The sequence below is a fragment of the Methyloversatilis sp. genome (genome assembly GCF_030698125.1).
In the GTDB taxonomy this organism is placed as follows: domain Bacteria; phylum Pseudomonadota; class Gammaproteobacteria; order Burkholderiales; family Rhodocyclaceae; genus Methyloversatilis.
Genome location: NZ_JAUYNV010000014.1, coordinates 1 through 25,643 on the forward strand (window position 1 = coordinate 1; position 25,643 = coordinate 25,643).

The 25,643-nt window shown below is 66.3% G+C and carries 21 protein-coding genes; 9 read left to right on the forward strand and 12 right to left on the reverse strand.

Translation table 11 applies throughout. The annotated features are described in order from the left end of the window. Positions 1-900: multicopper oxidase domain-containing protein (locus tag Q8Q80_RS05970; RefSeq protein ID WP_305632044.1), on the forward strand; the 900-nt coding region annotated here is incomplete at its 5' end. Between the two features lie 11 nt (positions 901-911). Beyond that, entirely contained in the window at positions 912-1,376 is a 465-nt protein-coding gene (locus Q8Q80_RS05975; protein WP_305632045.1) for a DUF411 domain-containing protein, read from the forward strand. A gap of 14 nt (positions 1,377-1,390) precedes the next feature. Here Q8Q80_RS05975 and Q8Q80_RS05980 read toward each other — a convergent pair whose 3' ends face one another. The 8 genes from Q8Q80_RS05980 to Q8Q80_RS06015 form a co-directional block, all read right to left on the reverse strand. Further along, on the reverse strand, positions 1,391-1,582 hold the full coding sequence (locus Q8Q80_RS05980) for a heavy-metal-associated domain-containing protein (RefSeq protein WP_305632046.1): 192 nt from the start codon (positions 1,580-1,582) through the stop codon (positions 1,391-1,393). Positions 1,583-1,805: 223 nt separating this feature from the next. Continuing rightward, on the reverse strand, positions 1,806-2,201 hold the full coding sequence (locus Q8Q80_RS05985; protein ID WP_305632047.1) for a hypothetical protein: 396 nt from the start codon (positions 2,199-2,201) through the stop codon (positions 1,806-1,808). Positions 2,202-2,309: 108 nt separating this feature from the next. Next, the gene (locus Q8Q80_RS05990; RefSeq protein WP_305632048.1) at positions 2,310-2,909 is read right to left on the reverse strand and encodes a HupE/UreJ family protein; all 600 of its coding nucleotides are present in this window, start codon (positions 2,907-2,909) and stop codon (positions 2,310-2,312) included. Next, positions 2,906-3,508 (reverse strand): HupE/UreJ family protein, encoded by a 603-nt coding sequence (locus Q8Q80_RS05995; protein ID WP_305632049.1) that lies wholly within the window; start codon positions 3,506-3,508, stop codon positions 2,906-2,908. Before Q8Q80_RS05995 ends, Q8Q80_RS05990 begins: the two co-directional genes overlap by 4 nt. Next, on the reverse strand, positions 3,505-4,449 hold the full coding sequence (locus Q8Q80_RS06000) for a HupE/UreJ family protein (RefSeq protein WP_305632050.1): 945 nt from the start codon (positions 4,447-4,449) through the stop codon (positions 3,505-3,507). The genes Q8Q80_RS05995 and Q8Q80_RS06000 overlap by 4 nt, the downstream gene beginning before the upstream one ends. A 32-nt stretch (positions 4,450-4,481) precedes the next feature. Then, positions 4,482-5,348, reverse strand: a complete 867-nt coding sequence (locus Q8Q80_RS06005; protein WP_305632051.1) for a peptidylprolyl isomerase — start codon at positions 5,346-5,348, stop codon at positions 4,482-4,484. Positions 5,349-5,530: 182 nt separating this feature from the next. Beyond that, positions 5,531-6,133, reverse strand: coding sequence for a PEP-CTERM sorting domain-containing protein (locus Q8Q80_RS06010; RefSeq protein WP_305632052.1), 603 nt, complete (start codon positions 6,131-6,133; stop codon positions 5,531-5,533). Positions 6,134-6,200: 67 nt separating this feature from the next. After that, positions 6,201-8,423, reverse strand: a complete 2,223-nt coding sequence (locus Q8Q80_RS06015; RefSeq protein WP_305632053.1) for a hypothetical protein — start codon at positions 8,421-8,423, stop codon at positions 6,201-6,203. A 688-nt stretch (positions 8,424-9,111) separates the two neighbouring features. On the opposite strand from Q8Q80_RS06015, the gene Q8Q80_RS06020 reads away from it, so the two are divergent. From Q8Q80_RS06020 to Q8Q80_RS06045, 6 genes are all read left to right on the forward strand, one after another. Beyond that, positions 9,112-9,699, forward strand: coding sequence for a putative 2OG-Fe(II) oxygenase (locus tag Q8Q80_RS06020; RefSeq protein WP_305632054.1), 588 nt, complete (start codon positions 9,112-9,114; stop codon positions 9,697-9,699). A 1-nt stretch (position 9,700) separates the two neighbouring features. Further along, positions 9,701-12,337: a fused MFS/spermidine synthase gene (locus Q8Q80_RS06025; protein WP_305632055.1), complete on the forward strand. Its 2,637-nt coding sequence runs from the start codon at positions 9,701-9,703 to the stop codon at positions 12,335-12,337. Between the two features lie 309 nt (positions 12,338-12,646). After that, positions 12,647-15,070, forward strand: coding sequence for a heavy metal translocating P-type ATPase (locus Q8Q80_RS06030; protein WP_305632056.1), 2,424 nt, complete (start codon positions 12,647-12,649; stop codon positions 15,068-15,070). A gap of 127 nt (positions 15,071-15,197) precedes the next feature. Then, on the forward strand, positions 15,198-15,983 hold the full coding sequence (locus Q8Q80_RS06035; RefSeq protein WP_305632057.1) for a DUF2189 domain-containing protein: 786 nt from the start codon (positions 15,198-15,200) through the stop codon (positions 15,981-15,983). Between the two features lie 14 nt (positions 15,984-15,997). Next, positions 15,998-16,207 carry a DUF2788 domain-containing protein gene (locus tag Q8Q80_RS06040; RefSeq protein ID WP_305632058.1) on the forward strand — a complete coding sequence of 70 codons (210 nt, stop codon included), beginning with the start codon at positions 15,998-16,000 and terminating at the stop codon, positions 16,205-16,207. Positions 16,208-16,226: 19 nt separating this feature from the next. Next, entirely contained in the window at positions 16,227-18,761 is a 2,535-nt protein-coding gene (locus tag Q8Q80_RS06045; protein WP_305632059.1) for a cation-translocating P-type ATPase, read from the forward strand. 25 nt (positions 18,762-18,786) lie between these two features. Here Q8Q80_RS06045 and Q8Q80_RS06050 read toward each other — a convergent pair whose 3' ends face one another. From Q8Q80_RS06050 to Q8Q80_RS06060, 3 genes are all read right to left on the reverse strand, one after another. After that, a complete protein-coding gene (locus tag Q8Q80_RS06050) occupies positions 18,787-19,407 on the reverse strand; it encodes a PEP-CTERM sorting domain-containing protein (RefSeq protein ID WP_305632060.1) in 621 nt (206 codons plus the stop codon). A gap of 109 nt (positions 19,408-19,516) precedes the next feature. Next, positions 19,517-21,511 (reverse strand): PhoX family phosphatase, encoded by a 1,995-nt coding sequence (locus tag Q8Q80_RS06055; RefSeq protein WP_305632061.1) that lies wholly within the window; start codon positions 21,509-21,511, stop codon positions 19,517-19,519. A 274-nt stretch (positions 21,512-21,785) separates the two neighbouring features. Next, a complete protein-coding gene (locus Q8Q80_RS06060) occupies positions 21,786-23,342 on the reverse strand; it encodes an esterase-like activity of phytase family protein (protein WP_305632062.1) in 1,557 nt (518 codons plus the stop codon). 175 nt (positions 23,343-23,517) lie between these two features. Here Q8Q80_RS06060 and Q8Q80_RS06065 point away from each other — a divergent pair, with 175 nt between their 5' ends. Next, complete coding sequence (locus Q8Q80_RS06065; RefSeq protein ID WP_305632063.1) at positions 23,518-24,141, forward strand: energy-coupling factor ABC transporter permease; 624 nt, start codon at positions 23,518-23,520, stop codon at positions 24,139-24,141. A gap of 25 nt (positions 24,142-24,166) precedes the next feature. Here the strand turns inward: Q8Q80_RS06065 and Q8Q80_RS06070 are convergent, their stop codons facing one another. After that, positions 24,167-25,465 carry a tetratricopeptide repeat protein gene (locus Q8Q80_RS06070; RefSeq protein WP_305632064.1) on the reverse strand — a complete coding sequence of 433 codons (1,299 nt, stop codon included), beginning with the start codon at positions 25,463-25,465 and terminating at the stop codon, positions 24,167-24,169. Between the last annotated feature and the right edge of the window lie 178 nt (positions 25,466-25,643).

The window sequence follows — 25,643 nt, forward strand, 5'->3', positions numbered from 1 at the left end:
ATGACCCAGATGGCCATGGGCATGATGGGTTTCTGGGTCACCCACCCGAAAGCGCGCCATCCGCTGATTGCGCAGGTCGATCGCGACTACGTGTTCCTGCTCAACGCCTACGACGTCGAACCCGGCAGTTACACGCCGAAAACCATGACCATGCTGGATTTCAACCTGTGGTCGTGGAACAGCCGCATCTTCCCGGGCATCGCGCCGCTGGTCGCCCGGAAGAACGACCGCGTGCGCATCCGCATGGGCAACCTGACGATGACCAATCACCCGATCCACATCCATGGCCACGAGTTCGAGGTGACCGGTACCGACGGCGGCCCGGTGCCGAAGTCGGCACGCTGGCCGGAAGTGACCACCGATGTGGCGGTCGGCCAGATGCGGCAGATCGAATTCATCGCCGACGAGGAGGGCGACTGGGCGTTCCACTGCCACAAGAGCCACCACACGATGAATGCCATGGGGCACGACATCCCGAACCTGATCGGCGTCGATCACGAAGGGCTGGCAGACCGCATATCGAATCTGGTGCCCGGCTACATGGCGATGGGCGAGCGCGGCATGGCCGACATGGCGGACATGAAGATGCCGTTGCCGGAGAACACGGTGCCGATGATGACCGGTGAAGGCCCTTTCGGATCGGTCGAAATGGGCGGCATGTTTTCGGTGTTCAAGGTGCGCCGCGACCAGAAGCCTGGCGATTACAGCGATCCGGGCTGGTACGCGCATCCGGCTGGCACCGTGGCGCACGCGGTCGACGGCGGGGCCGCACCGGCGACGCCGAAGCCTGCCGACAGCCACGACCACGGCGCCTCGTCGATGCCGCTGCAACAGACGCCGGCGAAAGACATCGAAGTCAAGGTGCGCAAGCCCGCGGGCGGCGCTCACGACCACCATTGAAGGAAAGACTCATGAATACGACTCGTCGAACACTGCTGAACCTGCTCGGTCTGGCCGCGCTGCTGCCGTTGGGCGCCTGCGCCGGCAATATCGGCAAGCCCATGGTGGAAGTCTGGAAGAGCCCCACCTGCGGCTGCTGCAAGGACTGGGTTGCCCATATGGAGGCCAACGGATTCATCGTGAAGACCTTTGATACCGGCAACAACGACATGCGCGCCCGGCTGGGCATGCCGGTCGAGTTCGGCTCATGTCACACGGCGCGGGTCGGGGGATATGTGCTCGAAGGCCACGTACCGGCGAGCGATGTACGGCACCTGCTGACGGAAAAACCGAAGGCGCTCGGACTGGCCGTGCCCGCCATGCCCATCGGTTCGCCCGGCATGGACGGACCGGAGTACAAGGGCCGCAAGGATCCCTACGACGTGCTGCTGGTTCAGCGCGACGGTGCTGCGAGCATCTATCGCAGCTACCGCTGATCCGGGCTGATCGTTCAGGCAGGCGGGTAATCGGCGTCGTCGAGTGCTTCGCGGAACAGCGCTTCGTCCTTGCCCGACTCGATGCGAACCCGCTTGCCGGCGATGTCGATGTCGACGGTTGCGCTTGCATCGACCTCGGCAACCGCGCTGCGGATGCGGCCGGCGCAATGACCGCAGGTCATGTCCGGTACGGTGAATTCGATCATTTCTTGCCTCGCGAACAGAATGAAAACCCCTGATCATGGACCTTTAACCCGTGCGCAGGTGAAGTCATCGCGCACAAGTCGAGCGCAGCGAGTCCCGGGCCTGTCCGTGGCGCACGGCGATGGGGTTGCCGGGCGTCACGGATCGCCCCGGACCGAATGCTTTGAGCGGCGTGGGGTACGGGCCCCACGACGCAGCGGCACGGGCGCTGCATCTGCCCGATGCTCAGCGCCTGAGCAACTGATGTGCGTCGAAATCGGCGTGATACGAGCGGATTCGTGCCCTGAACTGCGCCTTCCCGCCGACGTTGCCGGAGACCGCAAACCGGCAGTTCAGCGTGATGTCGCCGTCCTCGAATTCCGACGCCAGCTTGCTGCCCGCGTCGCAGGCGAGTGACTGGTCGTCGAGCGCCACTTGCAGCGCCAGTTCAGTGTCGTCATGGCTGCCGGAAAACTTCGCCACGAACTCGAACTGCTGAGGCGCGTCCGCATGCGCAATCATGCACACCACGGTTTTCGAATCGCGGGTCTGCGCCTCGATGCGGCATTCGGGTTCGGCGGCGGCATGGGCGCTGGCCGCGCACAGCATTGCGCAGGACAAAAGGCTGAGGATGCGGTTCATGGTGGAATGAGGAACGTCAAAGCGACAAGACAGTGTGGCGGGACATTCTGACAAGCCTGCTGTGCCGGACCATGGATGTCATGCGCGAAACGTGACGCGACACCGGCATCAGGTGGCGCTCTGGTAAAGCCAGCCGAACATGAGCAGGCCGCTCGCCGCGATCCAGCTTCCGGCCACGCGTACGGCGATACGATGCCAGTCACGCGTCAGCGCGGCGATCTGTGACGACAGCAGCAGCGTGAGCACACCGACGGCGCTGATGGCGCCGATCAGGCCCTGCACGCCGATCCCGGCCGGGGTCATCGTCGGCCCATTGGCCAGGCCGTGGAGCAGGCCGGCGATGACGGCGACCGTGACCACGGCAGCGACATTCAGCCGGCGGTCCAGCGCCACCATCAGGCCGGCGAGCACGAAGGTCGAGGTGGTGAGCAGCGGCTGGGTCGACATCAGTTGCCAGCGCGTGCCGACCAGGCCACCCACCAGCCAGGCCAGCGGAAGGGCGAGCGCAGCGAGGCGGGCGGCCGCTGTGCCGCGCTGTCCGGCGAGCAGGGCGGCTGCGATCACGACCAGCAGATCTTCCGGTGTGATCAGTACGTGGGCGATGCCATCGTAGAAATCGCCGAAGCCGGTGCTGGCGAGATGGGCGCGGGCCGGCGCGGCAAAGATGGCGAGCCCTGTTGCCCCTGCACCGGTCCAGATTTTTCTCATGCAAGCGCTTTCCACATGAAGAACAGCCCTGCGATCGCCACACCGCCGCCGGCGGCCCGCACCACCTTGCGACCGAACTGCCGCCCATGCACCGTGCCGATCAGGATGCCGACGGCGTGCAGCAGACCGGTGGAGATGACGAAACCAAGGCTGTACGTCAGCGCGCTGGCGCCCTCCGGCAGTTCCGCGCCGTGTGCGTGTCCATGAAAGATCGCGAACATCGCGGTGATCAGCGTGGCCAGCATCAGGGGCGGCCGCTGTTCCGTGAGCACCACGGCGCCGAGCACGATCGCCGAGGCGGCGATGCCGATCTCGACACCGGGCAGCGGAAAGCCGAGCAGGCCCATCAGACCGCCCAGCGCCATCATCAGCGGGAAGGCGACCGGCAGCACCCAGATGGCCGGCTGGCCGAGCACCGCGCCCCACAGCCCGACGGCGACCATCGCCAGCAGGTGGTCCATGCCGGACACCGGATGCGTCAGGCCGGCGAGCAGGCCGGTCGCCTGCCCGGCTTCCTGGTGCGCCAGTGCGAGCGCCGGGGTGAGTGCGACCAGCAGTGCGGCAGTACGCAGAAAAAGACTGAACGGAGTGGTTTTCATGTGATGACCTTCAACAGGATGGCGACGCGCTGCAGGGTCCAGAACGCGCCCATTGACCCGACCACATAGCCGGGCAGCCGCTGCAGCATTTCATTGCGCTCGAGCTGCAGCAAACGGATCGACCGTGCAAGCAGCAGCATGCCGACGACGAAGCCAAGCTGCCCGACTTCGACGCCGACATTGAACATCAGCAGCGCCAGCGGGATTTCGCTTTCCGGCAGACCGAGTTGCGCCAGACCGCTGGCGAAACCGAAACCGTGCAGCAGACCGAACGCAAAGGCCACCACCCACGGATTGCGGATGGTGAAGCTCGACTGGCCGCGCCAGGTGCGGGCGACTTCCAGTCCGAGGAACAGGATGGACAAGGCGATGCTGGCATTCAGCGGAGCCTCCGCCACATGCACGATGCCGAAGGTGGCCGCGGCCAGCGTGATGCTGTGGGCCACGGTGAAGGCGGTGATCGTCTTCACCAGCGTCCAGCGATTACCGACCAGCAGCAGCAGGCCGAGCACGAACAGCAGGTGATCGATGCCGAGCAGGATGTGCTCGACGCCCAGATAGATGTAGGAGGCGACGCCATCGGCGTCGGTCTGGCCGACACCGCCGATGCGCGCCGTCTTCTGCGCCGAGCTGATGGTATAGACCTTGAATGGCGCCTCGAGCCAGTACAGCTTGACCAGCACGGCCGAATACGTCTTGCCTATGCCTTCTATCGTGAGCTTGCCGCGCAGCCCTTCCTTGCCGCAGCGGAGCAACTGCCCTTCGGCGGCGCATCCTTCGGGCCAGGTCGGCGTCAGTTCCTCGCTGGCTGGCACTTTGCCGCTGGCCGACCACTGCCACAGAAAATCCGTGGTCGTGAGCTGACGCAGCTCCATTTCGGCGATGCTCAGTTCGTGTGCCTGCGCACTGCCGAAAAGCAGTGCAAGGAACAGTGCACACACAGTGCGCATCAATGCAAGAGGATGGACGCGCCTCATTTCGGGCCGGTTTCCTGCCGGATGGTGTATTTGCGAGCCTGACTGCGTACCGCTTCGGTGCGCAGTTCGGCCATCACCTGGTCGGTCCAGTCCTGCAGCACGACGTTGCGCACCGTTTCATAATCGGCAGTCTTTCCAGGCGTCATGGCCGTCACGCGGATCGCGTGCCAGCCATCCTTGGCCTGCAGCGCAACCCATTCGTCCGGGCCGGCTTTCTTCAAGGATTCGGTGAACGCCTCGCCATAGGTCTGCACGATGGTCGGTTCCGGCCGGGTCGTGAATACGCGCAGGCCTGCCTGAAGGTCGTCGGGCGGGCTGCCGGCATTCAGCGCCGCGACGAAGGCGCGCATCGGCGCCTCGCTGGTGTCGCCCGCGAGCACCGCTTCCTGGAAGTCGTAGCGGGCCGGTTCATCGTATTTGTCCCGGCGCTTGTCGAACCAGGCACGCAGCATGTCGTCATCGAACGGCGGCCGCTTCAGGCTGGCTTCGATGATGCTCAGCGCCTTGAAGACGACACGCTCGCGTATGTTCTCGTCGCCCCTGTCGACCTGCAGGGCCAGCCCTTCGCGATACAGCACCTCATTGTCGATCCAGTTCTGACGCAGCGACTGCAGTTCGGCTTCGGTGGGTACGCGCCCGCGCGAGGCCTGAAAAAGTTCTACCGCATGCTGATCGACCGCGGCGTCGACGACGATGACTTTCGGGTTGTATTCCTTTCCGGACATCGCGTAATCGATGCCGAAAATCAATGCGCCGAGGATGAGAAAGTGCAGCAGCGGGTCGCGCAGCCAGCCGTTGCCGGCTCGACTCGGAGTGACGGGGGCCGCTGTGCGGGCGCCGGCGTCGGGATGGGGCGTGGACAAGGGTGTTCTCGTAAGCGGGTGAGTCGGTCGCGTGAAACGCGCCGCGAATGCGGGCGACAGTGGCCGACAACAACGAAAGAAGGCGCCGCGCATCACGCGCAGCGCCCCGGGGGCAACAAGGCCGTCGAATCACCTGCGACTCAACGGAATATCCGCTCGGCCTGTTGCATCAGATAGCTTTATCAGCTCTTGCGACGTGCACCAATCAGTACAGCGGCCAGACCGAGCGACAGCAACAGGGCCTGCGTCGGCTCCGGCACGGCGCTGATGGTCAGGTTGTCGATGCCGGCATTGACGGCGCTGCCAAAGGCGATCGACTTCGCGACGCCGTTGAAGGACGTCGAAGTGAAGTTCCAGTTGCAGTAGGGCGAATCGCTGCAGCCGATCTGGGCGTTATTCACCAGCACGAAGGCCGACAGCAGGGTGCCCGTGCCATTGAGGCCGGAATACACACCGATGATCGCCGGTTCCGCTTCGGCCGTGGAGTAAGAGAACGACGCGCCGGTGAAGCCCATGGCGAAGTTCATCGTTGCATCCGCGCCGACCACGGTCATGACGCCGACGGGCGACGGCGAATTGGAGAAGTAGGGGCCCAGTTTGTCGTTCTGGATGGCCAGGGCGTCGAGGCCGAAGGACACGCCGAGTGCTTCCACGGCGCCGTTGTAGTACTCGCCGATCGAATCGAAGCTGGCCGGGCCGTCGAAATCGACGAGCACGTCAGCGGCGAAAGTCGGGGCGCTGACGATGAAGCCAGCGGCCAGCAGGGAGGCCAGTTTAAAGTTCATTTCAATACTCCAGATTTGGGATCAACAGTGACTGCGCCACCCATCCGGGCGGCGCAGTCTCACTTCATTACTTCACGCCGGCAACCGTGGTCGAACGTGCAACTTCGATGAAGATCGGGTTGCTGTAGAACCACAGGTCGGCCCAGCCTGCCACGTCGTAGGACAGCATCTTCTGGCCATCAACCACCGCCAGATGGTTCGGGCAACCGTCGATCTTCGGCTGGCTCGCGGTGTAGGTGACACCGTTCGCCGGCACATTGCTGCCGGTCACCGTGCAGGGGATGGTCATCGGTGCGACGGCACGGTTGTCCGCGCTGTCGTTCGTATAGACGTCGGCCAGCGGGTTGCCGCTCGCGTCGGTTTCAAACGGCACGCCGGCCGGCAGGTTGGTGCCGCGCAGACGGATGTACTGCGAAGCCGACACGGCCGGAATGCGGAACACCATGGTCTTGTATTCCGGGTTGCCCGACACGGTGGCCCAGGTCGACTCGTTGAAAGTCTTGTACAGGGCAGCCGTCATGTTCTTCGCTGCGGCCGGCACACGAGCCATGTCCGGGTTCTGGATCCACTTGTCCGGCCATTCACCCGCATAGTCCGGGTTGCCCGGCTGCTTGTAGCCGGTGACCATGCCGCGGATCACATCCACGTGATCCAGCACCGGGGCATTCAACGGCTGATTGATGCCGACCTGTGCCAGTGACGGGTTGGCGAACGAGTAGGGCGAGAAATTGATGCCCGACGGATCGCGTACCACGATTGCCACGACGATTTCAGCACCCGGACGCACCTTCAGCTTTTCGCCCATGGTGGCGCAACCGGCAACGTCGGTGTCGGTGTTCGTCATGGCAGCGTTGGTGGCCAGCGCTTCGACGGCCGCATCGCTGCGGAAGCCGAAACCCTTGTACGACGCGCAGGCAACGAAGGCCACGCGATCGACCAGTTGTCCCGACGCTGCAAAGCTGTTGCCGCTGCGCAGGCCGTCGACGATGGTTTGCGGACGCATCTTGTCAGCACCGGTACGCACCATGACGTAGTCACGCTGGTATTCGCCCGGCCAGTAATCCTGGGTCGTGCGCACGTCGTGGGTGCCGAAATCGCCACGGTTGTGCCAGTCGGAGCTGGCGAAGAACCACCAGTTGCGACCTTCGCCCAGCAGCGCATCCCACACGCCGCCGATCTGCGCTGCATAGACACCGGTGCCACCCCAGGTGGTGCCGCCGACCGAGTCGCGACGTCCGAGGGCGCTGCCAAAGTTGTTGCGGTTCGGGCGGTATTCGCCGCGGTCGCTCGATGCGCCGTGACCCGGCTGGCTTTCAAAACCGAAGGCAATCATCGGGCCTGCGTTGTTCATATTGCGCAGGTGCTCGACGTTGAAGCCATTGCTGCCATTCGGGTTGAACGGGCCGGCACGCTCCAGGTGGGCGGGCACGTAGTAGCTGGCGTTCGGGTGATACGCAGCCATCCACTTGATGCCTTCAACCGTCTTCAGGTGACCATTCAGACCGCTGTTGTTGGTCAGCTTGGCGGCCGTGGCATTCCAGTTCGGGTCGGCGGCGTTCATGCTGCCGGGTACCGAGCACTCCCAACCCTGACCACCGCCACGGCTGTTGTCGGTGTCGCCACGGTCGAAGCAGTAGGTCCATTGCGACAGCGCGTTGGCGTTGCCCAGCGGGGTGTAGCCCGGGCCGGACGGCAGGGCGACATTGTCGAGGGCTGTCGGAAGTTGTCCGGTGATGACGCCCATCGAAGTGTGCTCGTGGCCGGACACCACCGATTCCACGCCCAGGAACGTCGGCACGCCCTTCAATGCGGTCAGGTATTCAGCGACCGGATACTGGAATTCCTGCACGGACTGCCAGCGCCACATGCGCGGGTTGGCCTGCGCGTTCAGCGGGGTGCCGTTGGCGGCATTGCCCTTGACTGCGGCCGCGCCGATGGTGTCTGCCCAGGTGGTGTTCGGACCCTTGCCTTCGATGAACGGGTATGCCGGCGTGGCGACCGTCTCGTCTTCTACCAGCGTGCAGTTGCGGTTGCCGTTGCCGCCGTGACCGGCTTGAACGAACCAGTCCAGACCCCAGGGCGTTTCGACCTTGTCGGTCGACTTCTTGATCTTCGTCTGCATCGAGGTCGAGCCATCGGAGCAGGTGCTGTGATTGTGGAAGTCGCCGGACATGTAGGTGCCGGCTGTCTTGCCGGCGCTGGCCACGCCAGGCGCCATGCCGATGGCCACTGCGCTGAGCGCCATGGCGACGGCCGAAGCAACCGGAGTCATTTTCGTTTTGAACATCATGTGTCGAGATCCTCTCAGGAAGTACAAAGGGCTATCCGTTGCGCTGGCACAAAATAAACACCAGCCTGGGGCGATTGTCCCGGCCCAAGATGACCCCGATGTGTCGCGTACCTATAGTCCGTTGGCCGAAAGGCGTAGTCCGGGCGACCCGCTGGTCCGGACCGGCACGCAGAATTCAACGGGCGCCGATTGCCGAAAATCGCGAGCAGCAAAGGCGCTTGCCCGCCTCCTGTGCAAATCTGAGGCAGATGCGTGCCCGCGTATTGCCGCCTCGTTTTCGACCTTCTGTTTCACACCGTTCGATTTTTCTTCACACGCACTGTAGCCAGCGTCCGTGATGATTTGATGACGAGCCAGGCGCGGGTGTTTTCGACCTGACGCCGCGGGCGTGGCACGGGGGCCAGGCGTCGATATCGACAGACCCGGGCGTCCATCACGAAGCTGTCACGTGCCGCGCGTACCGTGTGGCACCGCGTTTTTCGACCGACGGTCAGGTCGATGCGCTGCCGGCTTTCTTGATGACGGCGAAGGTCGCACGCACGAGGGTGTCGCAAGCTCCCGGCGCGGTTCGATGCGGCAGTCTGCGATCCGGCGATTGACCCACTGCGGCTTCATTCATGGTTTTTCTTCATTTCCCTCCTTGGCGCACATGCACAGCGAAGTTTTCGGCCTTTTCCCCACCCCTGTGATGCGCGTGCAGGCTGCCCTCGACGCGGAACTGGTCCGCGGTCTGGTGGACCATTTCACGGCCCAGGCCATCCAGGCGAACAACACATCGTCCAACCTGACCCACACCGCCATGCTGAAGCCGGGCGACAGTCCGCTGCTGGTGGAAGCGGCGCGCGTGCTGACGCCGCGATTGAGCGAGTTCGGCGCGCTGCTGTTCGGTGAGCAGATGCCCTGGTCGCTGAAGGAAATGTGGGTGAATGTGATGGACCAGGGCGGCTACCAGGCCATGCACAACCACGCGAACAGCTTCATTTCCGGCGTCGTTTACCTCACGCCCGTTCACCCGGATTCGCGCACCGTGCTGATGAAATCGCCCGGCGGGTCGGAGTTTTCCTTCAAGAACGACCACAAGGGCATCGCCGTCGGGCCGTACAACGCCGAACGATGGGTCAGCCCCCAGCCCGAACCGGGCGATCTGGTCATGTTTCCGAGCTATCTGATGCACTCGGTTCCCCATAACGTGGGCGGGCGACGCATCACCATGCCGTTCAACGCCATTCCGGCCAGCCTCGATTCCTGGGGCTACAGGATTGCCTTCAGCGGCTGACGTGTCGGTCATCGACTCCGCAGCCGACAGCGCACCGGCCCTGCCGCCGCGCCGGCACACGGCGACCCGTGGGGTGGCCCTGCTGCTCATGGTGGCGTCGGGTTTCGCGGCACTGGGCTACCAGATTGCCTGGACGCAGCAGGCTGCGCTCTGGCTCGGTCACGAAGCAGCGGCCGTGCTGGCCGTCGTGGCGGCTTTTTTCGGCGGGCTGGCGGTCGGCGCGCTCATGCTCGGACCTCGCATCGACCGCAGCAGGCGCTCCCGCGTGTGGTACGTCGCCTGCGAACTGGTGATCGGACTGTGGAGCCTCGCGCTGGCGCTGATGCTCGATCCGGTGGCGGAGGGGCTGCTGCAGCTCATCGGTCCGCAACCCACGCCGCTGTGGCACTGGGCCGTGGCGTTCGGCGGCACCTTCCTGTTGCTGCTTCCGGCTACCGCAGCCATGGGCGCGACGCTGCCGGCGATGGAAGGCGTGCTGGCCGGGCTCGGCCGCGTCGGCCAGTCGATCGCCCCGCTGTATGCCGGCAATACCCTGGGCGCCTTGCTCGGCGTGCTGGCGAGCGCCTTCTGGCTGGTGCCCAGCCATGGGCTGACGGTCACCGCCGCCGTGTGTGCGGCGCTCAATCTGCTGTGCGCAGTGATCGCCTGGCGACTGTTCCCGGCTGCCTCCACCCCGCCAGCGGCTGCGCCGCAGACCGGTGGACGTGCGACATTGCGGCTGCTCGCGATGACCGGCCTGCTGGGCATCGCCTACGAAGTGCTGGTGGTGCGCGTGCTGAGCCAGGTGGCGGAAAACACCGTCTATACCTTTGCGCTGCTGCTGGCCGTCTATCTGGTCGGCACGGCCATCGGCGCCGCGCTCTATGCCGGCCGACGGATCCCCCCCGAACGCGCCGATGCGCTGCGCGATCGACTGCTGGTGTGGCTGGCGTGGGCCTGCCTTGTCGGCATCCTGGGCCTGAGCGAGGCGGCGACATTCAAAAGCCGGCTGAACGACATGCTGGGCGCCACACTGGCGGGTGCCCTGATCGCCGAGGCAGCGCTGGCCTGCATCGCGTTCCTGCTGCCCACGGTGGTGATGGGGGCGCTGTTCAGCCATCTGGCGACACAGGCCCGCACCGATGGCGTGGCATTCGGTCGTGCGCTGGGCATCAACACCCTGGGCGCAGCCCTTGCGCCGCCGCTGTTCGGCCTGCTGCTGGTGCCCGTCGTGGGGTCGAGGGTTGCGTTGCTGCTGCTGGTGCCGGCCTATGTCGCGCTGTGCTCGCCACGTGGCTGGCTCAGGCCCGGTGCGATTGCGGCGCTGTTCGCCGCGATCGCCGCGCTGTTCTGGATGCCGTCGCTCACCCTGGTCGATATTCCGGCCGGCGGCCGTCTGGCCAGCCACGTCGAAGGTGCGCTGGCGACGGTGAGCGTGGTCGAAGACGCCGATGGCGTGGCCACGCTGCACATCAACAACCGGCAACAGGAGGGCAGTACCGCCACCTTGCTGGCCGATGGGCGGCAGGCGCTGCTGCCGATGCTGCTGCACCCGGCACCCGAACGGGCGCTGTTCCTGGGTCTGGGCACCGGCGTCACCGCCTCGACTGCGGCACAGGAAAACGGCGTTCAGGTCGATGTGGCGGAGCTGCTGCCCGAAGTCATCGACGCGTCCGCGCGCTTTACCGAAGCGGCCTGGGGCGCGGGCGCCGCGCAGCGCATGCGGGTGGTGGCGACCGATGCGCGGCGCTTCGTCCGCGCGGGCGGCGCAGCCTACGACGTGATCGTCGCCGACAACTTTCATCCGGCGCGCAGCGGATCCGGGTCGCTATACACCGTGGAGCACTTCGCGGCCATCCGCGCCCGGCTGGCGCCGGATGGCGTGTTCTGTCAATGGCTGCCTTTGCACCAGCTCGATCTGGATACCCTGCGCAGCATCGTGCGCGCCTACCAGGCGGTCTATCCGCAAGGCTGGGCCATGCTCGCCACCAACAGCCTGGACACGCCGGTGATCGGACTGGTGGCACGCGCAGACGACGGGCGCTTCGATGTCGACGCGCTGCGACAACGGCTGCAGGGCGGGTCGTTCGGCTTCAAGCCCGAGGATTTCGGTGTGCCGGACGCGCTGGCGCTGCTGGGCAGCTTCGCGGCCGGCCCGGCCGCACTGGCGAATTTCGCCGGCGCTGCGCCGCTGAATACGGATGACCATCCGGTGGTGATCTATCTCGCGCCGCGCATCACCTACCAGCCGGATTCGCTGCCCCGCGACCGGCTGATGAGCTTTCTGCAGGCGACACGGATCAGCCCGGACGAGTTGCTGGCCACCTCGTCGGCCACCCCGCTCGACGCAGCCTGGGCGAAACGCCTGGACGCTTACTGGCAGGCGCGCAACCGCTTCATCGACATCGGCCGGCAGGTGCAGCCCAGCGCCGATGTGCGGCAGATGCTGGCGCAGGTCGGTCAGCCCTTGCTCGACGTGCTGGCCATCAGCCCGGACTTCCGTCCGGCCTACGACCCGTTGCTACGCATGTCGCTTGCACTGGCCCGGATCGATGCCGACGCAGCCAGGTCCCTGCTGCAGGCGCTCGCGCGGCTGCAGCCGGCACGACCGGAGGCGGCGGACGCGTTGCGCGCGCTGTCGGCGTCTTCCCCACCCTGACGTCGGTGCGATCGGCCGGGCTCATGTTGGCCCTCCATTCGTCCAGCGAGTCGACAACGAAGCAAGCGACCACGTCGTCAAACAGGACGCATACTTCCGCGCACGACGGAACACTCCGGATACAGTGCAGATTCGATGCACGCGCTGACGTCGCCCGCCCATGGAACGGATACATGGCGGTCGTGACGGAGGGACGCTGCACCTTGTCACGGTGGCCAGGACGGAAGGCTCCAATGTGTCGCAACAACCCGGCCTTGACACGATCGCAAGGCGGATACCCGGTATCGACCTGATGTGCGCACGCCGAACATGAGCAGTCCAGATACGTCCACGCCTGAGCGCTGGGAGTTCGGCGTGGCGGGCATGACCTGCGCGTCATGCGCCGGCCGGCTCGAAAAGGCGCTGACGCGCTTGTCCGGCGTGGCGAAGGCCAGCGTCAATCTGGCGAACGAGCGCGCCACGGTCGAGGCCGATGCCTCGGTCGATGCGCCTGCGTTGCGCGCTGCGGTCGAACGTGCCGGCTTCGCCGTGTCGCAGCACACCGTGCGACTGAACATTGCCGACATGACCTGCGCGTCCTGCGTGACGCGCGTCGAAAAGGCGCTCGTCCGGGTGCCGGGTGTGCTGTCGGCGACCGTCAATCTGGCGACCGAGTCGGCCGAAGTGGTCACTCTGTCGCCGGACATCGCGCCGTTGCTGGCCGCGGTGGCACGAGCCGGCTACGTCGCATCGCTGCCTTCCGGCACCGGTGGCGCTGTGGACGAATCGTCGCCCGGCCTGCCCGAATGGTGGCCGGTCGCGCTGGCCATTGCGCTGTCGGCACCGCTCGCCCTGCCGATGGTCGGCATGCTGTGGGGCGCGCACTGGATGCTGCCTGGCTGGCTGCAATGGCTGCTCGCCACGCCGGTGCAGTTCTGGCTGGGCGCGCGCTTCTACATCGCCGGCGGCAAGGCGCTGCGCGCCGGCGCCGGAAACATGGACCTGCTGGTCGCGCTCGGCACCTCGGCCGCCTACGGCCTGAGCGTGTACCTGTTGCTGAACGCCGATGAAGGCGCCATGCCGCATCTTTACTTCGAGGCGTCGGCCGTCGTCATCACGCTGGTGCTGCTCGGCAAGTGGCTGGAAACGCGCGCCAAGCGGCAGACCACCGAGGCCATCCGCGCGCTCAATGCGCTGCGCCCGGACACCGCGCGCGTGCGTCGCGACGGACAGGAGGTCGAACTGCCGCTGTCGCAGGTTGCCGTCGACGACATCGTCGTCGTGCGCCCGGGCGAGCGGCTGCCGGTCGATGGGGTGGTGACGGAAGGCGCGGGCGAGGTCGACGAGTCGCTCATCACCGGCGAAAGTCTGCCGGTGGCGCGCCAGGCGGGCGACCACGTAACCGGTGGTGCCATCAACGGCTCCGCTTTGCTCGTCGTGCGCACCACGGCGATCGGCGCTGAAACGGTGCTGGCGCGCATCGTTCGTCTGGTCGAAAGCGCGCAGGCCGGCAAGGCGCCGATCCAGCGCCTGGTCGATCGCGTCAGCGCGGTGTTCGTGCCGGTCGTGATCGCAATCGCCGCGCTCACCTTTGCCGGCTGGTTGTTCGCCGGATCCGGCGTCGAGCGCGCGCTGCTCAATGCCGTGGCGGTGCTGGTGATTGCCTGCCCGTGCGCACTCGGCCTCGCCACACCGACCGCCATCATGGTCGGCACCGGCGCGGCCGCGCGTGCCGGCATCCTGATCAAGGACGCCGCGGCGCTCGAAATCGCGCATCGCGTTTCCGTGGTCGCCTTCGACAAGACCGGCACGCTGACCGAGGGGCGGCCGCAGCTGGTGGCCGCAGAGCCCGTTGCCATCACCCGTGGTGAACTGCTGTCACTGGCGGCTGCGCTCCAGGCGGGCAGCGAACATCCACTTGCGCACGCGGTAACCCAGGCCGCGCAGGCCGAAGGGCTGGCGGTACCGCAGGCGACTGATCTGGCAGCGATCGCCGGCCGCGGGATCGGGGGGCAACTTGGTGATCAACCCGGTGGTCAATCGCGCAGCCGCACGCTGCGTCTGGGCAGCACGCGCTTCATGGACGAACTTGAGGTCGATCTATCGCTGCTGGCGGCGCGCGCTGCGCAGCTGCAGTCGCAGGGATGCACCGTGTCCTGGCTGGCCGAGCTCGGTGCCGCGCCGCGGCTGCTCGGCCTGCTGGCTTTCGGCGACACCGTGAAACCGTCGGCGAAGGCGGCGATCGGCCGCCTGCAGGCGGCCGGCGTGCGCACCGTGCTGGTCAGCGGCGACAACGCGGGCGCCGCGGCACACGTTGCCTCGGCACTGGGCATCGACGATGTGCGGGCCGAGGTGCTGCCGGAACACAAGGCCGACATCGTTGCTGCGCTGAGGCAGGGCGGGGCGGTCGTGGCCATGGTCGGCGACGGCATCAACGACGCGCCGGCGCTTGCGGCGGCCGATGTCGGCATCGCGATGTCCACCGGCACCGACGTGGCCATGGCGGCGGCCGGCATCACGCTGATGCACGGCGATCCGGCGCGCGTGGCCGACGCGCTCGACATTTCGCGCCGCACCTGGGCAAAGATCCGGCAGAACCTGTTCTGGGCCTTCGCCTACAACGTGGTCGGTATTCCGCTCGCCGCGTTCGGGCTGCTGAATCCGGTCATCGCGGGTGCAGCCATGGCGTTCAGCAGCGCCAGCGTGGTCGGCAACGCGCTGCTGTTGCGGCGCTGGAAGGCAGGTGGCCCATGAGGATCGCACACAGGGGGGCGCCGACCGGCGGCATGGCCATGCGTTGCGTCAAGCCGCATGGTCGCGCGCAGCGCATAATCTCCGTGCAGCAACCCCTCCGAATGACTTTCCGCAGCGGCCCACCACCATGTCCGACAGCCAGGCGCTTCTCGAATCACGCCATTTCCTGACCCGTTCCGTTCCGCTGTCCAGCCCGGTGAACTGGCTGGTTGCCGGCTGGCGCGATTTCCAGCGCTGCCCGCTGCCCGGCCTGCTGCATGGCGTTCTGGTAGCCGTTTTCGGCGCCTCGCTGTGCTGGTGGATACCGGATCGCTTCTGGCTGCTCGGCGGCGCCTTCACCGGCTTCCTGCTGGTGGCGCCGGTCATCGCGACCGGGCTGTATGCCATCAGTCGTGCCCTTGAGCGGGGCGAGTCGGCGGATCTGGCCACCGCGCTCACGGTGTGGAAGCCGCGTGACGGCCGCATGGTGACTTTCGGCGTGCTGCTGGCGCTGGCCGGTACCGGCTGGGTGCTGACGTCGGCAGCGCTGATCTGGTCATTCGCCGCCGCACCGGTGGTGACCCCGGAAGACTTTCTGCGTGTTGTCGTGCTGGCCGAACGGGGCTGGCTGTTTGAAGGCTGGCTGCTGCTGGGCGGCCTGCTCGCCGCGCCCCTGTTCGCCTCCAGCGTGGTGGCGATCCCGCTGCTGCTCGACCGGCAGATCGGCGTGCTGGGCGCGGTACTGACCAGCTGGCGCGTGGTGATGGCGAATCCGGCGCCGCTTGCGCTGTGGGGTGCCGCCATCGCGTTCTTCACGCTGTTCGGCATGGCGACCGGCCTGCTGGCGATGCCGGTGGTGATCCCGCTGCTCGGGCACGCCAGCTGGCACGCCTACCGCGAGCTGGTGGGCAGCTCGGTGTCGACGGCGCGCTGAAGGGCGATCCGATCATGTCCGACATCACCGAAGAACAATTCGCGCAGTTCGGCCTGACCTTCGGCGTCACGGCCTTCATGTTGTACATGCTGTTCATCCTGCTGCAACTGGCGCGCGAATCGAAGGCGGGGCGTTTCGGCACCTTCGTCATCCTGCTCGGCCTCGGTCTGGGCATGATGGGATTCGTCGCCAAGTTCGTCATCAAGTGGGTTCTCGACAGCTGATCACCGGTACCTGCCAGGCATGAGTGAAACCTCGGCGTCGTCCGGTCTGAGCGAAGCGGAAGTGGCGGCGCGGCGTGCGCGCGACGGCTGGAACGAACTTGCGGTCGACCGCTCGCGCAGCATTGCGGACATCGTGCTCGAAGTGGCGCGCGAACCGATGTTCCTGCTGATGCTCGGCGCCGGCGCGCTCTACCTGCTGATCGGCGATCCGCAGGAAGCGCTCGTGCTGCTCGGCTTCGTGCTGGTCATCATTGCCGTGACCGTGGTGCAGCAACGGCGCACCGAAACGGCGCTGGCCGCCCTGCGCGACCTGTCGAGCCCGCGTGCGCTGGTGCTGCGCGACGGCAAGGTGGTGCGGGTGGCCGGGCGCGAAGTGGTGGTCGGCGACCGCATGCTGCTGAACGAGGGCGACCGCGTGCCGGCCGATGGTGTCGTGCTGTCGGCGCACGACTTCACGCTCGATGAATCGATGCTGACCGGCGAGTCGGTGCCGGTGGCCAGGTTGCCGGTCGATGGTGGCCCTGCGCTGCAGGTGTTCGCCGGCACGCTGGTGGCCAGCGGTCAGGCCACGGTCGAAGTGAGCGCCATCGGCAATGCGACCGAACTGGGACGCATCGGCAAATCGCTCGGCGCGATCAGCAGCGGTGCTTCGCCCTTGCAGATCGAGCTGGCGAAGCTCGCGCGCCGGCTGGCGGTGATCGGCGGTGTGCTGTGCGTGCTGCTCGCGCTGCTCTACGCCACGCTGCGCGGCGGTTGGCTCGACGGGCTGCTGGCCGGCATCACGCTGGCCATGGGCGTGCTGCCGCAGGAATTTCCGGTCATCCTCATCGTGTTCCTCGCCTTCGGTGCGCGCCGCATCGCGGCGCACGGTGTGCTGACGCGGCGTCTCGCGGCGATCGAAACGCTGGGCCAGACCACGGTGCTGTGCGTCGACAAGACCGGCACCTTGACGCGCAACCGCATGGCCGTCGCGGCCCTGGTCGCGGGCGACGATACGCTTTACCTGGATGCCGGCCAGCCATTGGCCGAACTGCCGGAAACCTTTCACCGGCTGCTCGAATACGCGGTGCTGGCGAGCGAAACCGATCCGCACGATCCGATGGAAAAGGCTTTTCTGAGCCTGGCCGACACCCATCTGTCGAATACCGAACATCTGCACCCGGACTGGCGGCTGGCGCATGAGTACGAGCTGTCGCCCGATCTGCTGGCGATGTCGCATCTGTGGCAGGTGCCTGACAGCGTGCGCAGCGAGGTCGCGTCCAAAGGCGCACCCGAGGCGATCGCGGATCTGTGTCACCTGTCGTCCGAGGCGCGCGCGCAGGTGTCGCAGCAGGCCGGTGTGCTGGCCGACCGCGGCCTGCGTGTGCTGGCAGTGGCGCATGCGCTGCATCCGGGCAGCGACGCGCCGGCAATCCAGCATGATTTCGAGTTCCGATTCATCGGCCTGATCGGTCTGGCCGACCCGCTGCGTGACGGCGTGCCCGCAGCAGTGGCGGAATGCCGCGCGGCGGGCGTACGTGTCGTCATGATTACCGGCGACCACCCGCGCACCGCTCAGGCCATCGCCGCGCAGGCCGGCATCGAAGGCGCACACGCGCTGACCGGTCCGGATCTGGCGGCCATGGACGACGCCGGCTTTGCCGCCGCGGCCGCACAGGGCGGCGTGTTTGCGCGCGTCAGCCCGCAGCAGAAGCTGGCCCTGGTCGAGGCGCTGAAGGCGCGCGGCGACATCGTCGCCATGACCGGCGACGGCGTCAATGACGCGCCGGCGCTGAAGGCGGCCCATATCGGCATCGCGATGGGCCGGCGCGGTACCGACGTGGCGCGCGAGGCGGCCGATCTGGTGCTGGTGGAAGACGACTTCGCCGCACTGGTGCACGCCATCCGGCTCGGCCGGCGCATCTTCCGCAACCTGCGCCACGCAATGACCTACACGCTGGCGGTGCATGTACCCATCATCGTTCTGGCCACTGCGCCGGTGCTTTTCGGCTGGCCGCTGGTGCTGGCACCGGCCCACATTGCCTTCCTTGAACTGGTGATCGACCCCTCGTGTTCGGTGGTGTTCGAATCCGACGAGGCGGATGAAGGCGTGATGCGCGAGCCGCCGCGTCCGGGCAGCGACCCGCTGCTGCCGTCTTCCCGCCTGTGGACCAGCCTGTTGCTTGGCACCGTGACGTCAGCCGTCGTGCTCGCGGTGCACGCCTTCGCGCGCGCCCAGGGCTTCGACGCGTCCGTGGTCCGCACCTGGGTATTCATCACGCTGGTGAGCAGCGGCATCGCGCTCATCTTTTGCGCCCGCACCCACGGTGGCGCCTGGCTGGATGCCTTGCGCGGCACCGCACCCGTGGCGCGCGGCATCATCGCCGCCACATTGCTTGCGCTGCTCGCCGTGACCAGCGTGCCCTGGCTGGCGATGCAATTCGGCTTCACGCCGCTGTCGCCGGCACACTGGCTGGCCGCCTGCGGGCTGGGCCTCGCGAGTTTCGTGCCGCTGCAAGTGGTGAAGAGCGTGATGCCGGGCGAAAAAAAACCCGGCGCTGAGGCCGGGTCATGAACTACGAGGGTCAGGCAGACGCGTTTTACATGCGACGGCGCGCCGCCATGCCGATCAGGCCCAGACCGGCCAGCAGCAGGGCGTAGCTTTCGGGTTCCGGCACCGGGGTGGCGACAGCCAGGTTGTCGAGCACGACGGCGTTGCCCTTGAACGAGATCGAGCGGATGTCGGCCGTGGCGCGCGTGATGCCGACGAACTGGCCTTCGTTGTAGCCGAATTCATCCGTGTTGATGCTCAGCGTGTAGGACTCGATGATCTGGTTGTTGTCACCGTAGGCCGACACGACGAGACCGAACGGCAGTACGTCGTCGGCGTAGTGATTGACGAAGGCGCCGGCGCCCGCAGTCAGGTCCGAAAACGTGAAGCGCAGTTCGCCGATGAAGCCGCTGGCGGCGAACAGGTTGCCGACGCCCCACGTGCCATTGGTGCCGAGCACGGCAATGTTGGCACCCAGTTGCGAACCTTCATCACCGGTGAAGGTGATGCCGGGCGCAACCATTTCCGGGCCGCTGGTCAGAAAGCCGTCGTAGCTCTCGAAATCGACGGACAGCGGGTTGTACAGGTCAGCCACGTCGCTGGTCAGGGCGGCGTGTGCCGGCAGCATGGCGAACGAGGCCAGTGCGGCAGCGATGAAAGTCAGTTTCATGATGAATCCTCTGGTTAAGGGCACGGTGGCAGTAAAGCTGCTCTGCCACCGTGACGTCCTTGTGAAAGCGATGTGTCGAACGGTGAATCGGAGCCCGATCAGGGTCCGCTCAGGTACCGATCACGCCGCCGTCGTCCTTGGTGATAACGACCACCGCGGAACGCGGCTTGACGGCACCATTGGCGCTTTGCGTCGTCGGCCCGTTGATGCCGTTGTCCGGCCAGGTGCTGCGCGACGTGAAGCTGCCCGACCAGCTTTCGCCCGGGTGCTGGATGTTGACGAACATGGTCTTGTTGTCCGGCGTGGTGACCACACCGGTCACTTCGCAGCGGATCGGGCTGGTCAGGAAGCGGGTGATCTGGCGCGTGGCCGGATCGGCGCAGTACATCGCATTGCCGCCGATGTTGACGTAGTTGCCGGTCGCGTCGCCGGCCTGATCAGTCTGGATCCAGAGGCGACCATCGGAATCGAACCAGAGGCCATCCGGCGAACCGAGGTCGTCGCCGATGATGTTGCCCTGACGCGCCGGGTTGCTCGACAGCTTGTCGCCGCACTCGGCGAAGATGTCCCACTGGAAGCCGGTGGCCGCAACATCGCCGCCGTTTTCGTTGAAGCGGATGATGTGACCATGCACGTTGTTGGCGCGCGGGTTGGCGGCATCGGTGACGGTGCGGCCGCTGTTGTTGGTCAGCGTGAAGTACACCTCGCGCGTGGTCGGATGCACGGCGACCCATTCCGGGCGGTCCATCCTGGTGGCGCCGAGCAGATCAGCTGCCTGGCGGCACATGATGACGACGTCGCCCTGACTGTTGAAGCCGTTCGCCGACGTCAGACCATTCTGGCCATGGACCAGCGGCAGCCATATACCCGTGCCGTCGGCGTTGAACCTGGCGACATACAGCGTGCCGGTGTCGAGCAGATCGCGGTTGGCAGCGCGGTTCTTCGTGTTCAGCTTCTTCGCGCAGACGAACTTGTAGATGTAGTCGTTGATTTCGTCGTCGCCCATGTAGAGGGCAACGCTGTTGTCGGCTCCGACCACGCTCCATGCGCCTTCGTGCTTGAAGCGACCCAGCGCAGTGCGCTTGACCGGCATCGCACTCGGGTTCCACGGATCGATTTCGACCACCCAGCCATGACGGTTCAGTTCATTCGGGTTTTCGCGGAAGTCGAAGCGCGGGTCGGCTTCGTGCCAGCGGTAGCCGAAGCCACCCTGGCTGACGCCGTAGCGGGCTTCGTGCGGCGTGCGCGGCTGCGCGGCCAGCTTGGCGGCCGTGGTGCCGAAATAGCCGTTGAAGTTTTCTTCGCAGGCGAGATAGGTGCCCCAGGGCGTGTAGCCGTGCGCGCAATTGTTCAGCGTGCCGAGCACGGTCATGCCGGCCGGGTCGGCTGCGGTGCGCAGCATCGGGTGGCCGGCAGCCGGGCCCGATACCTTACAGGGGGTCGCGCCGGTGACGCGACGGGCGAAGGCGGACGGGCGTTGCACCTTCATTTCGCCGCCGATCTTGCGCACTTCGATCACGCTGACGCCGTGCGCGGCGATCTGTGCGTCGACCATGTCCTGCGTGATCACATCGGTACCGTAGGTCAGCGTGTGGTTCAACAGACCCGGATCGACGTACTCATGATTCGACACGAGCAGGCCGCGGTCATTGCTCAGACCGCCGGCACCGACGGCCGGGAACGGGAACAAGTGCATGCCGTCGTTGTGCGAACCCCAGGTCGTCAGTTGACGAGCCTTGGTCATGGCGGTCGACGGGTCCCAGTGCGTGTTGGCCTCCGGGCCGGCCTTGCCGATCGCATCGCCCCAGGAGATGAACACCTTCGCGGTGTAGCCGTTCGGTACGGTGATGCCGTCGGTCATCGGCGCGATGTTGGCCGGCACGCCGGTGAAGCCGATGCCGCCGTTGGTCGGCGTCGGGCTGGGCACATAGCCGGCGGCGAGGGCTTCGAGGCTGAAGCCACCCATCGAAGCGAGCACTGCCGTGCCGATCGAGCCTTTCATGAAGTTGCGGCGGCCGGTGAATGCGGCCAGGACGTCACGGATCGACTCGTTGTCGGTCGGGTTGATCGTGACGTTGTTGTCAGGATGCAGATGAGCAGACATGTGTTCTCCTCGGATGAATCGAGATGATGGTTCGGGGCATCTTCCAGTCGCACCGAGTGGTGCGCTGCGTGGGCGTGCGCGAATGATTGTGTGAGGCGCGTTTGACAGGGATAAGACGCTTCAGGCGTTCGGCAATGATCCGAACGGACTATCCCTGGCCGGAGAGGGTGACGTCGCCGGTCGCGGCGCGGCGGGGCAGATTCGGGACCCGGAACGAAAAGGGGCGACACCCGCACGGATGCCGCCCCTGACAGGCAAGACGAGGACAGAAGGCTCAGTTGCCCGAACGCATCCTGCGACGGGCCACGCCACCGACCGCAAACAGGCCGGCCAGCATCAGCGCCCAGCTTTCCGGCTCGGGCACCGCAGGGGTGATGGTGACGCGATAGGCCAGGAACATGGTGTCGATGTCCTTGCCGTCGTTGTACGCGCTGCCGACCTGGAAACCGTCGGTGGTGGCGAAGTCATTGTCGTTGGCGATGAACAGGAAGTAGTCGTTCGGGCGGTCTGCCTCCAGCGTCGGCAGCAACACCAGGCCTTCCCACTTTTCCGACAGGTTGTCGAGACCGGGCTGCACGCCATTCACCAGACCGAAGCGCGCCAGTTCGGCGTTGTCGTTGATATCCAGGAAGGGTGTGTAAAGCGCCGGCGTGATGGCCGGGTTCAGCACGCCACCCGGCGCGATCTGTCCCTCGTAGCTTTGGTTGAGGATGTTGGTCGCGTTGCTGATGTCGATCACGTCCACCCGGCGCAGATTCGATTGCTCCGTACCCACTTCGAAGCCGTTGCTGTCGCGCGGCAGGATGAACAGTTGGGTGTCGGACACGGCGAGTATTTCGCTCTGTGCGGCAACCAGCGTGCTCGTGCCCTGCTGGAATTTCGGCAGCTGCACCGCGTATTCACCGGTCAGCGTGATCTGGTCCAGATTGCTGACGTCGTAGGTGAACAGGCGCGTGTTGTTCCGCGTGGACGCATTGGCGAGGTCCTGGCGGGCGGCGCTCTGCAGCGCGACGAACAGCGTCTGGCCGTCCGGCGACAGCGACAGCCCTTCGAAGCCCTGGTTGTTCGCGCGGCCGGCTGCCGGATTGGCCGGCGTCGGGCCGGTCTGACCGTCCGTGGGATTGTTCGAGCTGTAGTCGGTCACGCCGTTGCGTATCGGGCGCACCGACGGTGCCACCGGCAGTGCGCCGATGAATTCACCTGTCGCCGAGAAACGATAGATCGACGGGCCGTATTCGTCGCTGATCAGGCGCGAACCGTCGGCCAGGATGACGATGCCTTCTGCGTCGAGCGACAGCTTGCCGTTGTAGCCCTGCGGCAGTTCCGGCAGCAGCGAAGTGGCCGGACGTGCACCACCCGTGAGGACGCCACCCGGTACCGGGTCGATGCCGCTCAGCGGGCGCGAGGCGCCGGTCAGCGTTTCGTACAGCAGCGTCGACTGCGTCAACGCGAGGCCGATCTGGTTCTGGCCCAGACCGGTGCTGCCTGCTGCGGCGGGCGTGAAGTCGACGGCGATGCGGTTGATGCGCGCCGTGTAGTCGATCGTGCCGGCAACGTTGTAACCGCGGTCGGGCGAGGCGTAGAAGATGCCGGAATAGCTGTTGCCGGTGCGTGTCCAGGTCGAGGCATCGGCCACCAGGCCGGAAATCGAACCGAAGGTTTCACCGTGCTCGTCGCGCAGATTGGCCGCCAGCCGGCCGACGCCGACCAGTTCGTGCACCGTGAATGAGGTGCCATTGACGACGGTCTGCGCAAACGAAACCTGCGCGCCGCCAAGCAGCAGTGCGCCCGCGAACGTGAGGCGGGACAGATGGATCAGGGATTTTTTCATGTGACCTCTGGCGGGCGGCGCCCGTTGCTGTTTTAGGTGATCCGCGAGTGTGATCAAGCCGCGTGACAATGCGGTGACGCAGGGATGACAGCGGGGCCGGCGCTTGCGGCGACGGCCCCGGGACGAATCTTTCGTGCAACACTTTCTCCCTCCGCTCATCGGGTATCGGATCAGAGTGCTGCCGATCGAACTGCTTGTCGCCGGGCTGGCATTGGCCGTCAGCCTCATGCTGCGCCCCTGGCGCATGCTGCGCGGCCCGCTTGGCGCGCCCTGGGTGGCGTCCTGGGTGCTGCTGTCGCTGCTCTGGGTATTGCCGCAGAACCTGCCGGCCGGCATTTCGATCCAGCTGTCAGGTGCCTGCCTGCTGGTGCTGATGTTCGGCTGGCCGCTGGCGGTGATCGAACTGCTGCTGATTGCGCTCGCGGTGTGGCTGTTCGGCCATCTGGGCTGGGCTACGGTGCTGTCGCAGCTGGTATGGATCGGCCTGGTGCCGGCGACGCTGGCACTGGGGCTGGGCGAGGTGTTGCGGCGCACGCTGCCGCCACATCCCTTCATCTACGTGCTGGGCCGCGCGTTCATCGGCACCGCGCTCTGCCTGTTCCTGGCCGGGGTGGCATACGAGTTTGCGCATCACCTGATCGACGGTGTCGCGATGGAACAGGCGCTGGTCGCGCGCTGGCTGATGGCCTGGGGCGATGCCTTCATCACCGGCATGCTGGTGTCGATCTTCGTCGCCTTCATTCCCGAATGGCTGGCGACCTGGTCGGACCGGCGCTACCTCGGACCCGGCGGTACCTGATCGCGCGGACCACGCCGGACTGTCATCACGCCGCGCGCGCGCTGCCGGCCTGCAGCGCACGTTCTGCACCCAGTGCGTTCGCCAGCGATTGCTGACCGCTGCGTGCCGCCGCCTCGATCAGCGTCAGGTCGATCACGTCGCGCTGGGCATGGCTGCCGCCGAAACGGTGCGACATGTGGCGGATCGGCCGCAACAACTCGACCGTCTGCGCATGGTCGCCATCGGCGAACGCCGCCATTGCTGCCGTCGCCGCGCGGCCGACCTCGGCGGTGAAGCGCACGTTGTCCGCATCGCTTTGACCACTGCCCGCGATGACCGCCTGCTGCGCATCGGCGACCGCCCGGATCAGGTCGGTGCGGCCGGCCGCTGCGAAGGCCATCGTTGCGTGCATGTCGTTGAAGGCGTAGCGGCCGGTGGTGGCAATCGGTGCCCAGCGGTCGGCCAGCGCCTGCCAGCGCGACCCGACATCGACGCCGCGCAGATGTAGCCGCCACAGCAGCGCGGACTGGTCCACCAGGTCGAACACGAAGCCGGGCGCGTCGGCGCACACCGGGCTGTCGTACAGCGCCAGCACGGCGTCGATGTCGTCCAGTCCGAGGTGGAACAGCGCCAGATGCCAGTGGTTGTGCACCGACAGGAAGCTGTCCTGCGCCCAGGCCTGCGGCGCGGCGCGCATCCACGCGATGCCGTCGCGCCGCCGGTTCTGCATTTCCATCACGTGCGCGACGGCGTGCTGCGCCCAGCCATCGCGCGGCTGGCGCTCGACCGCCTGCCGGCCGTACTGCTCGGCACGTGCATAGTCGCCGGTTTCTTCCAGCCCGAACGCCAGCATGCCGGCCACCGCATGCCAGGCCGGCATGTCGGTGTGCCAGGCGTGCAGGGCGCGTGCGATGCGGTCGCGCAGCATGCGCGAATCGCCGAGCAGGAAGTCGGTCTGGTGGCCGGCCTGCAATGCCAGCGCATCGAGCGGGTGATTGATCGCGAGGTCTTCGAGCACGCGCGCGGCCGCGCGCAAGCAGCCACCGACCAGCAGGCCGACCGCCCTGACGTGGCGCGCTTCACGCTCATTGGCGGGCAAACTTTCCGCACTTCTGCGCGCGGCGGCGGCAACCGGAAGCCCGGCGGGTTCGGTGCCGAGCAGCATCAGGTAGGCAAGCAGCACATGGCCCATGACCATGTCCGGGCTGTCTTCGAGTGCTGCACTCACGGTGGCGACCGGGTCGCCGATGAAGCAGCGGAACTGGTGTTCCGCCAGTTCGAGCAGTTCAAGACTGCGCGGGCTGGCGCCACTGACGGCCAGGCCTGTAGTCGTGTGCAAGGTCATGGGCAGACTCCTGTGCGGTCGGGCGATAACGGATCATCGAATCTTGATGGTAGGCAATTTTCGATGTCGGTATCGAGCCTGGTCAAGACGTCAGGCGCCGGTCATCAACGTTCGACAACACGCCGGCACGCCCTTGCACGGGAACAGCGACCCTATGCTCACCGCTTGCCCGCGGGCA

Coding starts and splice junctions, on each gene's coding strand:
- Q8Q80_RS05975 (WP_305632045.1), top strand. CDS start 912: ATGAATACGACTCGTCGAACACTGCTGAACCTGCTCGGTCTGGCCGCG.
- Q8Q80_RS06010 (WP_305632052.1), bottom strand. CDS start 6,133: ATGAACTTTAAACTGGCCTCCCTGCTGGCCGCTGGCTTCATCGTCAGC.
- Q8Q80_RS06045 (WP_305632059.1), top strand. CDS start 16,227: ATGAGTGAAACCTCGGCGTCGTCCGGTCTGAGCGAAGCGGAAGTGGCG.
- Q8Q80_RS05980 (WP_305632046.1), bottom strand. CDS start 1,582: ATGATCGAATTCACCGTACCGGACATGACCTGCGGTCATTGCGCCGGC.
- Q8Q80_RS06035 (WP_305632057.1), top strand. CDS start 15,198: ATGTCCGACAGCCAGGCGCTTCTCGAATCACGCCATTTCCTGACCCGT.
- Q8Q80_RS06070 (WP_305632064.1), bottom strand. CDS start 25,465: ATGACCTTGCACACGACTACAGGCCTGGCCGTCAGTGGCGCCAGCCCG.
- Q8Q80_RS06030 (WP_305632056.1), top strand. CDS start 12,647: ATGAGCAGTCCAGATACGTCCACGCCTGAGCGCTGGGAGTTCGGCGTG.
- Q8Q80_RS06040 (WP_305632058.1), top strand. CDS start 15,998: ATGTCCGACATCACCGAAGAACAATTCGCGCAGTTCGGCCTGACCTTC.
- Q8Q80_RS06050 (WP_305632060.1), bottom strand. CDS start 19,407: ATGAAACTGACTTTCATCGCTGCCGCACTGGCCTCGTTCGCCATGCTG.
- Q8Q80_RS06060 (WP_305632062.1), bottom strand. CDS start 23,342: ATGAAAAAATCCCTGATCCATCTGTCCCGCCTCACGTTCGCGGGCGCA.
- Q8Q80_RS05985 (WP_305632047.1), bottom strand. CDS start 2,201: ATGAACCGCATCCTCAGCCTTTTGTCCTGCGCAATGCTGTGCGCGGCC.
- Q8Q80_RS05990 (WP_305632048.1), bottom strand. CDS start 2,909: ATGAGAAAAATCTGGACCGGTGCAGGGGCAACAGGGCTCGCCATCTTT.
- Q8Q80_RS05995 (WP_305632049.1), bottom strand. CDS start 3,508: ATGAAAACCACTCCGTTCAGTCTTTTTCTGCGTACTGCCGCACTGCTG.
- Q8Q80_RS06015 (WP_305632053.1), bottom strand. CDS start 8,423: ATGATGTTCAAAACGAAAATGACTCCGGTTGCTTCGGCCGTCGCCATG.
- Q8Q80_RS06055 (WP_305632061.1), bottom strand. CDS start 21,511: ATGTCTGCTCATCTGCATCCTGACAACAACGTCACGATCAACCCGACC.
- Q8Q80_RS06020 (WP_305632054.1), top strand. CDS start 9,112: ATGCGCGTGCAGGCTGCCCTCGACGCGGAACTGGTCCGCGGTCTGGTG.